The organism is Pseudomonas nabeulensis (assembly GCF_004682045.1).
GTDB lineage: Bacteria > Pseudomonadota > Gammaproteobacteria > Pseudomonadales > Pseudomonadaceae > Aquipseudomonas > Aquipseudomonas nabeulensis.
Genome location: NZ_QUZT01000113.1, coordinates 1 through 10,653, shown reverse-complemented (window position 1 = coordinate 10,653; position 10,653 = coordinate 1). Strand labels below are relative to the sequence as shown.

Annotated in this window: 6 protein-coding genes; all 6 read right to left on the bottom strand. The window is 63.5% G+C overall.

The window, feature by feature from the left end; genetic code table 11:
- Positions 1–160: 160 nt before the first annotated feature.
- A complete protein-coding gene (gene uvrA, locus DYL61_RS30450) occupies positions 161–2,668 on the bottom strand; it encodes an excinuclease ABC subunit UvrA (protein ID WP_135311462.1) in 2,508 nt (835 codons plus the stop codon).
- A gap of 8 nt (positions 2,669–2,676) precedes the next feature.
- Positions 2,677–4,377 (bottom strand): ATP-binding protein, encoded by a 1,701-nt coding sequence (locus tag DYL61_RS30445; RefSeq protein ID WP_135311461.1) that lies wholly within the window; start codon positions 4,375–4,377, stop codon positions 2,677–2,679.
- 109 nt (positions 4,378–4,486) lie between these two features.
- On the bottom strand, positions 4,487–7,579 hold the full coding sequence (locus DYL61_RS30440; RefSeq protein WP_202978053.1) for an error-prone DNA polymerase: 3,093 nt from the start codon (positions 7,577–7,579) through the stop codon (positions 4,487–4,489).
- Positions 7,555–8,970, bottom strand: coding sequence for a Y-family DNA polymerase (locus DYL61_RS30435; protein WP_135311459.1), 1,416 nt, complete (start codon positions 8,968–8,970; stop codon positions 7,555–7,557). Before DYL61_RS30435 ends, DYL61_RS30440 begins: the two co-directional genes overlap by 25 nt.
- 7 nt (positions 8,971–8,977) lie before the next feature.
- A complete protein-coding gene (gene imuA / locus DYL61_RS30430) occupies positions 8,978–9,592 on the bottom strand; it encodes a translesion DNA synthesis-associated protein ImuA (protein WP_135311458.1) in 615 nt (204 codons plus the stop codon).
- Entirely contained in the window at positions 9,592–10,209 is a 618-nt protein-coding gene (gene lexA / locus DYL61_RS30425; protein WP_135311457.1) for a transcriptional repressor LexA, read from the bottom strand. The genes imuA and lexA overlap by 1 nt, the downstream gene beginning before the upstream one ends.
- Positions 10,210–10,653: the final 444 nt, after the last annotated feature.

The following is a 10,653-nucleotide window of genomic DNA, read 5'->3' as shown; positions in this document are numbered from 1 at the left end:
CCCCTGCGGTCTGTCTGAAGCACCGCGGTACCAGGGATTAGGGCGGCTTCGCCCCCCAGCGCGGGGCAAGCCCGCTCACTACAGAAAGCCGCTCATCTGCTGTTTCCTTAACTGACAGGCATTAGGGCATGCCCCCCCCACATTTGATCTCCATTGTTTGTCAGGTCAGCGCTCGGGCCAGGAAGGGCGCGGTGCGGCTGGTTTTGCTTTTGGCGACTTTCTGCGGGGTGCCGCACGCCACCACCTTGCCGCCCAAATCCCCTGCCCCCGGTCCGATATCGATCACCCAGTCACTCTGCGCCACCACGCGCATCTCATGTTCCACCACGACCACCGTATGCCCTGCATCCACCAAGTGATTCAGTTGGCGCAGCAACCGGTCTACATCCCGTGGATGCAAGCCGGTCGTTGGCTCATCCAGCACATACAACGTGGCGCCCCGCGCATTGCGTTGCAGTTCAGTGGCCAATTTGATGCGTTGCGCTTCACCGCCGGACAGTTCAGTCGCCGGTTGCCCCAGGCGCAGGTAACCCAGGCCGATATCCCGCAGCACTTGCAGCGAACGCAGCACGCCAGGTTGCTCGGCAAACACATCGACGGCCTGCTCCACCGTCAGCCCCAGCACTTGGGCGATGGTCAGGCCTTGCCATTTGATTGCCAGGGTTTCGGGGTTGTAGCGCGCGCCGTGGCAGGTCGGGCACGGCGCATAGACGCTGGGCATAAACAGCAATTCAACGCTGACAAACCCCTCGCCTTCACAGTTCGGGCAGCGGCCCTTGGCGACGTTGAAGGAGAATTGCCCGGCGTCGTAGTTGCGCTTCCTGGCCGCCGGCGTTGCGGCGAAGAGTTTGCGCACGTTGTCGAACAGCCCGGTGTAGGTCGCCAGGTTGGAACGCGGTGTGCGGCCGATGGGTTTCTGGTCCACCTGCACCAGGCGGCGGATATGATCCAGACCGGCACTGATCCGCCCGCCGCTGGCTTGCGGGGCATCATCTTCCAGGCTCGGTTCCTCGTCGTTTTCCAACACTCGGCCAAGGCCCGTGCCGACCATCTCCAACAGCGCCTGGCTGACCAGGCTGGATTTGCCGGAGCCGGAAACTCCCGTCACCGCCGTGAAACAGCCCAGCGGGAAATCCACGTTCAGGCCCTTGAGGTTATTACGCGTCACACCTTCCAGTTTCAGCCAACCGGCGGGCTCGCGCTGCACCGGTTTCGACGCGGGCTTTTCGCCGAACAGGTACTCGCGGGTCTGTGAGGCTTGCACCTGTGCCAGCCCATCCGGCGGCCCGCTGTACAACACTTGCCCGCCATGCTCGCCCGCTGCTGGCCCCACGTCGATCAGCCAGTCGGCGCGGCGCATGGTTTCCACGTCATGCTCCACCACAAACAGTGAATTACCCGCGTTTTTCAAGCGATCCAGAGCGGTGTAAAGCGCCTCGCCATCGGCCGGATGCAGCCCCGCCGAGGGCTCATCCAACACGTAAATCACCCCAAACAATTGCGAGCCCAACTGCGTGGCCAGGCGCAACCGCTGCAACTCACCGGAGGACAAGGTCGGTGTACTGCGCTCCAGGCTCAAATACCCCAACCCCAGCTCGGTCAAGGCGCTGACCCGCTCCAACAGGTCCTGGGCGATGCGCTGCGCGGCCAGCCGTTTCTCCACCGACAACTTCATCTTGTCCTGGCCCGCCGCAACGGGCCGCAACAGCTCGGCCAGCCGCGTCAACGACAACTGCGACAACTCACCGATATCCACCCCGGCAAACTTAACCGACAGCGCCGCCTTGTTCAGGCGCTTGCCCGCGCACGACGGGCACGCACTGCCCTGCATAAACTGCGACACGCGCTTTTTCATCAACGCACTTTGGGTATGGGTGAAGGTATGCAGCACGTAGCGCCGTGCGCCCATGAACGTACCCTGGTAACTGGGCTCCAGCTTGCGCTTCAGCGCATCACGGGTCTGTTCAGGGGTAAAGCCTGCATACACCGGGGCGGTGGGTGTCTCTTCGGTGAACAGGATCCAGTCGCGCTGCTTTTTCGGCAGGTCACGCCACGGGATATCCACGTCGTAACCCAAGGTCACCAGGATGTCGCGCTGATTCTGCCCCTGCCACGCCAACGGCCAGGACGCCACGGCGCGCTGGCGGATGGTCAGGGAAGGATCGGGCACCATCAGCGCCTCGGTCACTTCATACACGCGGCCCAGGCCGTGGCACTGCGGGCACGCGCCCTGGGGCAGGTTGGGCGAAAAATCCTCGGCATACAGCATCGCCTGGCCCGGCGGGTAGCTGCCGGCGCGGGAATACAGCATGCGAATCAGGCTCGACAAGGTGGTAACGCTGCCCACCGATGAGCGTGCACTCGGCGTGCCGCGCTGTTGTTGCAGGGCCACGGCGGGCGGCAGGCCTTCGATGGAATCCACATCCGGTACGCCCACTTGGTCGATCAGCCGCCGCGCATAGGGCGCCACCGACTCAAAATAACGCCGCTGCGCCTCGGCATACACCGTGGAAAATGCCAGGGATGATTTGCCCGAACCCGACACACCGGTAAACACCACCAGGGCATTCCGTGGAATGTCCACGTCAACGTTACGCAAGTTATGTTCGCGGGCGCCGCGCACCCGCACGAAACCGAGGTGTTTGGGGATTTTGCGCTGTGAAGTCATGGACAACCTTATCGGGCGGTGAGCACGCTGCGCACCCGTTGCGTCAGGGCTTCGGGGCTGTAGGGTTTGCTCAGCAGATGAATGTCGGGGCTTAGCAGGTGGTTGTTGGAAAGAATGTCGCGGGTGTGGCCGGAGGTGAACAGCACCGCCACGGGCGGATGCTGGGCGCGGGCCCAATCGGCCAAGTCGGTGCTTTTAAGATGGCCGGGCATGACCACATCAGTAAATATCAGGTCGGGCTGCAAGCCGCCTTGCAACGCCGACATGGCATGGTCGCCGTCTTCGGCGGTGAGCACGGTGTAGCCCGACTGTTGCAGCAGTTCTACCACGGTCAGGCGCACGCCTTCGTTGTCTTCCACCACCAGGATGGTTTCCTGGCCGCCACTGGCGGCGGCCTGATCGAGATGGGCATCGAGACTCTCCGGCTCCAGGCTGTGGGGGAAGTACATCTGCACCACCGAGCCCTTGCCCTCCTCACTCCACATCTCCACATGGCCGCCACTTTGACGCACAAAGCCGAACACCATGCTCAGCCCCAGGCCGGTGCCGTGGCCTTCGCGCTTGGTGGTGAAGAACGGCTCGAACACGCGCTTGAGGACCGCAGCCGGCATGCCGACGCCGGTGTCGGTCACCGACAGGCGTACATACTCGCCGGGCTTGATGCTTTTACCGGCGCAATCGTCAGGGTTGAGGATGATGTTTTCGCCGCTGATGCGAATCACGCCCTCGCCTTGCATGGCGTCGCGGGCATTGATCGCCAGGTTGAGCAGCGCGTTTTCCAGTTGGTTGCGGTCGACGTTGATGCACCAGGAATCCTGGGGCAGTTGCACGTCAATATGAATGGTTTCCCCCAGCGCCCGTTGCAGCAACTCCCCCAGCCCGGCGTAGATGCGCTGCGGGTTGTACACCGCCGGCGACAAGGGTTGGCGTCGGGCAAACGCGAGCAGTTGCGATGACAGCTTGGCGCCGCGCTCCACTGCTGCAATGGCTGCCGTGACGCGGCGCTGTACCTGGGGGTTGTCCGGCTCGTGGCGGGCCAGCAGGTGCAGGTTGCCGGCGATCACTTGCAGCAGGTTATTGAAGTCGTGGGCCACGCCGCCTGTGAGCCCGCCGATGGACTCCAGCTTCTGCGATTGGCGCAACTGGTCTTCGGCCGCAGAGCGCGCCTGGACCTCGGTCACCACCCGCTGCTCGAGGTTATGGGTGAGTTCCTGGCGCAGCCGCTCGGAGTTCACGTGGCCGGTGGTTTCCACGACGATGGCCAACACCCCCGCCGGTTGCTGGTTATCCCCAGCCACGGGGCTGTAGTAAAGATTCATCCACACGTCTTCCGGGCGACCGTCGCGCAACAACACCAGGGGTTTGTTGTTATAGGACAGGGTGCCACCGGCCAGGCAGGTGTCCACCACATGCCGATTGAACTCGGCCACTTCCGGCCAGCCCAGCTCCACCGCCTTGCCCAGCAGGTAGGGATGGCGACCGCCGGCAAACACCGAATAGCTGTCGTTGTAGATCATGTACCCCGCCCGCCCCCACAGCATCACCATCGGCACAGGGGATGCCAGCAGCATTTGCACACTGCTGCTCAGGCTAGTGGACCAGCTGTCGATAGGCCCAAGATCGGTATCGGACCAGTCGAACGTGCGGATCCGCTGGGCCATTTCACCGGCCCAACCGTCACAGCCGTGGGGGTTGGATAGAAATTGCATCGTTTGGCTCTGCGCTAAGGAAAGACGGTCGCAAGGTTTGGAGCCCATTGGGCGGGGATGGTTTCATTCTGTACAACTTAGGTGGTTACGACGACAGCCGCCACCGGCTTCAGTGAAAATCCCGGCTGCGCACATTCATGCCTTCCAGCAATGGCGTCAGGTCGGTCAGGCGCCCGGCAATCAGGTGCCGCACCTCGCCCACCGCTTCCCAACGCCCGTCCACTTTGAGTAACCGTGAACCTACCAGCGCCTGGCGTTGACTCTCGGCCAGGTCGCGCCAGACCACCACATTCAAGTTGCCAAATTCATCTTCCAGGGTGACAAAGGTCACGCCACTGGCCGTGCCCGGTCGCTGACGACCAGTGACCAACCCCGCGACGCTGACATTGCGACCATGTTCCACCGCCATCAACTCAACGGAACTGCGGCACCGGCGTTTACGCAGCTCGGCGCGCAGCAACGCCAGCGGATGCGGCCCCAGGGTGGTGCCGACGGTGGCGTAATCCGCTTGCAGATCCTCGCCCACCGTCGGTGCCGGCAGCTCCACCACCGCCTCATCCGGGCTGGGCAAGCCGGCAAATAGCCCGAGTTGCTTGTGCACACCCGCCACTTCCCAGCGCGCCTTGTGCCGGTTGCCGGCCAGCCCACGCAACGCGCCCGAATCCGCCAGCAACGCTTGGGCGCGAGCATCCAGCCCGGCGCGCTCATCCAGGTCGGCGATGTCGCTGAACGCCTGGCGTTGGCGCGCCGCTTCAATGCGCCGCCCGTCCTCTTCACGAAATCCCGAGATCATGCGCAAGCCCATGCGGATTGCCGGTTGCCCAGCGTCGATGGGTTCCAGGCTGCAATCCCAGTCGCTGGCCAGCACGTCCACCGGGCGAATCTGTAATTTATGCCGCCGCGCATCCTGCAGGATCTGGTCAGGGCTGTAGAACCCCATGGGCCAACTGTTGATCAACGCACAGGCAAAAGCTGCCGGTTCGTGGCATTTGAGCCAGCAACTGGCGTAGGTCAGCAAGGCGAAACTGGCGGCGTGGGATTCGGGGAAACCGTAGCTGCCAAAGCCTTTGATCTGCTCGAAGATCTGCGCGGCAAATGCCTCGCTGTAACCGTTTTTCAGCATGCCGGTACGCAAGCGGGCCTGATGCGGCTCCAGGCCGCCGTGACGCTTCCAGGCGGCCATGGAGCGACGCAACTGGTCGGCCTCGCCGGGGCCATAGTCGGCGGCAACCATGGCGATCTGCATGACTTGCTCCTGGAACAATGGGATGCCCAGGGTGCGCTCCAGCACGGCTTTCAATTCGGGCGAAGGGTACGTGGTCTCCTCCTCCTGGTTTCGCCGGCGCAGATACGGATGCACCATGCCGCCCTGGATCGGCCCCGGTCGCACAATCGCCACCTCGATCACCAAGTCATAAAACGTCTGGGGCTTGAGCCGGGGCAGCATCGACATCTGTGCCCGCGACTCGATCTGGAACACGCCAATGGTGTCGGCCTTGCTGATCATCGCGTAGGTGGCCGGGTCTTCCTTCGGAATGCTTGCCAAGGCCAGGTCACGATTACGGTGGCGGCGCAGCAGGTCGAAGCAACGGCGGATCGCACTGAGCATGCCCAGGGCGAGGATATCCACCTTGAGCAGGCCAACAGCGTCGAGGTCGTCCTTGTCCCACTGGATAATGGTGCGCTCGGCCATGGCGGCGTTTTCCACCGGCACCAGGGTGTCCAGCGGGTATTCGGAAATCACGAAACCGCCGGGGTGCTGGGACAGGTGCCGGGGGAAGCCGATCAATTGCTGGGTGAGCGTGAGCACGCGGCGCAGCAACGGGCTTTCGGGGTCGAAGCCGCCCTCGCGCAGACGCTCCAGCGGCGGCGCATCGTCGCTCCAGCGCCCGCAGCAGTCGGCCAGGGCGTTGATCTGGTCGGGTGGCAGGCCCAGGGCCTTGGCCACGTCGCGCACCGCGCCGGCGGCGTGGTAACTGCTGACCACCGCCGTCAACGCTGCGCGGGTGCGGCCGTAGCGCTGGAACACGTACTGCAGCACTTCTTCGCGGCGTTCGTGTTCGAAGTCCACGTCGATATCCGGCGGTTCGTTGCGCTCGCGGGACAGGAAGCGCTCAAACAGCATGCTCGTCAGGCTCGGGTCGATCTCGGTAATGCCCAAGGCAAAACACACCGCCGAGTTGGCCGCCGAACCCCGGCCCTGACACAGGATCGAGCGGCTGCGGGCGAAACGCACGATATCGTGGACGGTGAGGAAATAACTCTCGTAACCGAGTTCGCTGATCAGCTCCAGTTCGTTGTTGATTTGTTGCAAGGTCTTGGCGTCAACCCCGTGCGGCCAGCGCTGGGCGATGCCCTCTTCCGTCACGGCGCGCAGCCAGGATTCGGCATCGTGGCCGGCGGGCACCAACTCCCGTGGGTAGTGATAGCGCAACTGGCTGAGGTCGAAGGTGCAACGCCGGGCGATAGCCTGGGTTTCATCAAGCAAGGCTGGCGGGTACAGCGCGGCCAGGGCGTCGAGGCTGCGCAGATGACGCTCGCCATTGGGGTGCAGGCGCGTGCCGGCTTCGGCCACCGGCACGTGATGGCGGATGGCGGTCATGGTGTCCTGCAGGGCGCGGCGACCACGGGCATGCATATGCACATCGCCACAGGCCACCGCCGGAATATTCAGGCTGGCAGCCAGGTGTAGGCGTTGTGCCAAGTGGCGCGCGTCGTCCTGGCCGCAGTGCAGGTGCACCGCCAGCCACAAACGCTCGGCGAAGGTGCTGCGCAGCCACTGAATATCGGCCTGGGTGTCGGTGTCTTCAGCGACCCACAGCGCCAACAGGCCTGGCAGCGGTTGTTCGAAGTCCTCTCGCAGCAGGCGATAACGGCCCTTTTCGGCGCGACGTCGGGCCAGGGTGATCAAGCGGCACAGATGCTGGTAGCCACTGAGGTCTTCCACCAGCAGCACCAGTTTCGGGCCATTCTCGATGCGCACTTCGCTGCCGATAATCAGCGGCAACTCCACCGCCTTCGCCGCCTGCCAGGCACGCACGATGCCCGACAAGGTGCATTCATCGGTGATCGCCAGGGCGCTGTAGCCTTGGCGTTTGGCGCGCTCGAACAGTTCCAGCGCACTGGACGCACCACGCTGGAAGCTGAAATTGGACAGGCAATGCAGCTCGGCGTAGCTCATGCAAACCAGCCTTGCAACCACAACCCTTCGCTGTGCCCCACGGTGCGAAAGGCCCAGCCTTGCTGGCCGGCGCGGGTTTGCACCAGGTAGTAGTCGCGACGGATATCGGCGCCGTCCCACCAGCCGGACTCGATGCGCTCCGGGCCCATCAGAATCTGTAGGCCCTGCTCGGCCAGCAAGATCGGTTCGCTCAATAGCCAGCCGGGGCGCTGGACTTTATTCAGGGTGGGGCTTGGACTTTTATCGGCCGCCGCTTGCCAGGCACATTCGGGGCGGTGGTCGGCGTGAAAGCGCAGGCCCTGCACGGCCTCATCCCCCAGGCGGGCGCGCAGGCGTTCGCGCAGTTGCTCCCACGGCAAGGTCTGTTGCGGGCGGTCGTCGAACAGGTCCTGACGCTGCGGCACAAATACCGGCAGGTCCTGGGCCACCAGGCGAAAGCCGCGCACAGGTGAAGTGACTTGCACTTGCTCCAGGCGGCCACGGGCCAGTTCGAAGAGCATCGCCGGCTCACGCTCGGCGCTGAGCAAGCCGACCTTGATCACGCTGTCGGGGGCCTGGGCATGTTCCAGGTGCAGGTCGAAGCGCTGTACGCCACTGTCGCGACCGCACAGAAACGCCGACAAATCACCGGTCAGGCGACGCAAGGGAAACAGCAGCGCCTGATGGGATTGCACGTCGTAATTCAACTCGATGCGCACATCGAACTGGTCCGGCGGCTGGTAGAACGCCAAGGCCAATAGACGTTGCCCGGTGAGTGCGTCCAGGTGCTTGAGCAAGCCCGCCTCAAAACGCCGCGCCAAGGTATGCCGGGGCAACGCCTGCACCTGGGCCAAGGTACGCAGGCCCATGCGCGATAAGGCAGTGGCCGCTTGCGGGTCGAGGCCAGCGCGGTCGATGGGCAATGGCGCCAGGGCCTGCATCAAGGTGTCTTCATCGGCCACGGCCAGGCCATCGTAGAGATTCGCCAACACCCGCGCCGCCGCCGGGTTGGGCGCGGCGACGATACGGTGACGAAAACCCAGCTCGGTCAATTCCTTGCGCAAACGTGCTTCAAATTGCGGCCACGGCCCGAACAGGCCCAGGCTCGATTCGATCTCAAACAACAGCGCTCGCGGGTAATACAGGCTGACCTGTGAGCTGAACCGGTAGGCCCAGGCGGCCAGGAATTGCTGCCAGCGCTCAATCTCGGCGGGGTCGTATTCGGCGCTGGCAAACGTCTTGGCCAGGGCGTGCGCCGCTGTCAGGGATTGGCCGGGGCGCAGGCCCAAGGCGCGGGCGGCATCGTTGACGGTTTGCAACACACGCCGCTGCGGCGTGCCGGCCAGCAGGGCCAGGGGTTGGTCTGGCTCGGGGTGCGCACGCTGCACCCCGTCCAGCGCCAATTGCGGGAAGACAATACACACCCAGCGCATGGCAACCTCAGTACCCCGCCAAGGCAATCGGCGCCGGATGGGCCAACCCGCCCCGGCACTTGAGCACCCGCACTTGCGCCGGCTTGGCCTCGACCGCCAGGCGCAACGCGGCCGGTGATGCGTTGATCGCCTCGCTTAACGCGCGCCAGGCAAACGCCAGGGTCTGCCCGGTTTCCGCCGCCACCTGCAAACGCCGCAACGCCCGATCATCGGCCTTGCGCGGCCAGCACAACACCGCGCCGCAACTGCCAGAGCGCAGGCATTGCTCCACCGCCCACAACGCATCGCGCTCCTCGGCCTGGATCACCGAGAGCAAACGCAAGTCCACCCCGGCGTTCTGCCAGGCATGGGGATACGGCGTATAGGGCGGCGCCACCAGCACAATGCGCTCACCGGCCTGGGTTAAACGCGCCAGGGTCGGCAGCACCAGTTGCAACTCGCCCACGCCCTCCTTCGCCATCAGGATTTCACTCAAGGCCGCCTCCGGCCAGCCCCCCGTAGGCAACACCGCATCCAGCGCCCGAAGCCCCGTGGGATGCATACTGGCGGGCGGTGCGGCAGGCCGGCCTTTCCACACGCGGCCGCCATTGAACAGCGTGTCCAGTGCAACGACGGCGCCCATCAGCCTTGCCTCACCAAACCGCAGAACACCCCTTCGATAGCCAGGTCCTGATCAGGCCCGACCACAATGGGCTGATACGCCGGGTTGCGCGGCAACAGCCGCACACTGTCGCCACTGCGCTCGAAACGCTTGATGGTCACTTCACCGTCCAGGCGCGCCACCACAATCTGCCCATTCAACGCCTCGGCACTGCGGCGCACGCCCACCAGGTCACCGTCAAGAATGCCGTCTTCGATCATCGAGTCGCCCTGTACCCGCAGCAGGTAGTCGGGGGTTTTCACAAACATGGCGGGATCGAGTTGCAAACGGCTGTGCACCTCGGCATCCGGACCGATAGGCAGACCAGCAGCCACACGGCCCAGCACCGGCACATCCAGCCACTCCGGACGCGCCGGTTGGTTAAGCAAACGAATGCCACGCGCCTGGTTGGGGTTGACCTCGATAAAACCGGCCTCGGTCAACGCCAGCACATGCTTGCGCGCCACGCTGCGCGAGGCAAAACCGAACGCCTCGGCGATCTCGGCGAGGCTGGGAGACTGGCCTTGCTGCGCGATACGGTCGCGGATAAAGGTCAGGATGGCGGTACGGCGGGGGGTTAGAGTCGTCATGGAGTACATTTGTACTCTTGTGGGAAATTTCTGACAATAGCCGCTAGTCGAGTGGCGGTTTCAGAAATGGGGGATGGCGATGCACTTCGCTGATGACCATTCGTCGCGAAAGTCTGGGTTTTTCGATATGAAATGGGCGTTTTCTTGCTCGACGCCGGATTTGTCATTTTCAGGCAGGTCGTCAGGGTCGATGGCAGAGCGATTTGTCTTTGGCATCTGTCAGAAAAATTCTTCTTGTTACTCTGATTTTTTGTTTAGGGCCGTAAGTAAAGCGCCCCTTTCTCAGTGATCCACTTCTCTCATTTGATCCAATTCTTGGTACTTGCCTACAGTTTTCGGAATCCTCCTACGATGCGATCCCACCGGTGCAATCCAGCCGTGGATGCACGCTGAAATTTCTGAATTTTTTGTAACGTTTTCCTATTTTTCGCAACCCTTTCCGCCCTTCCAAGA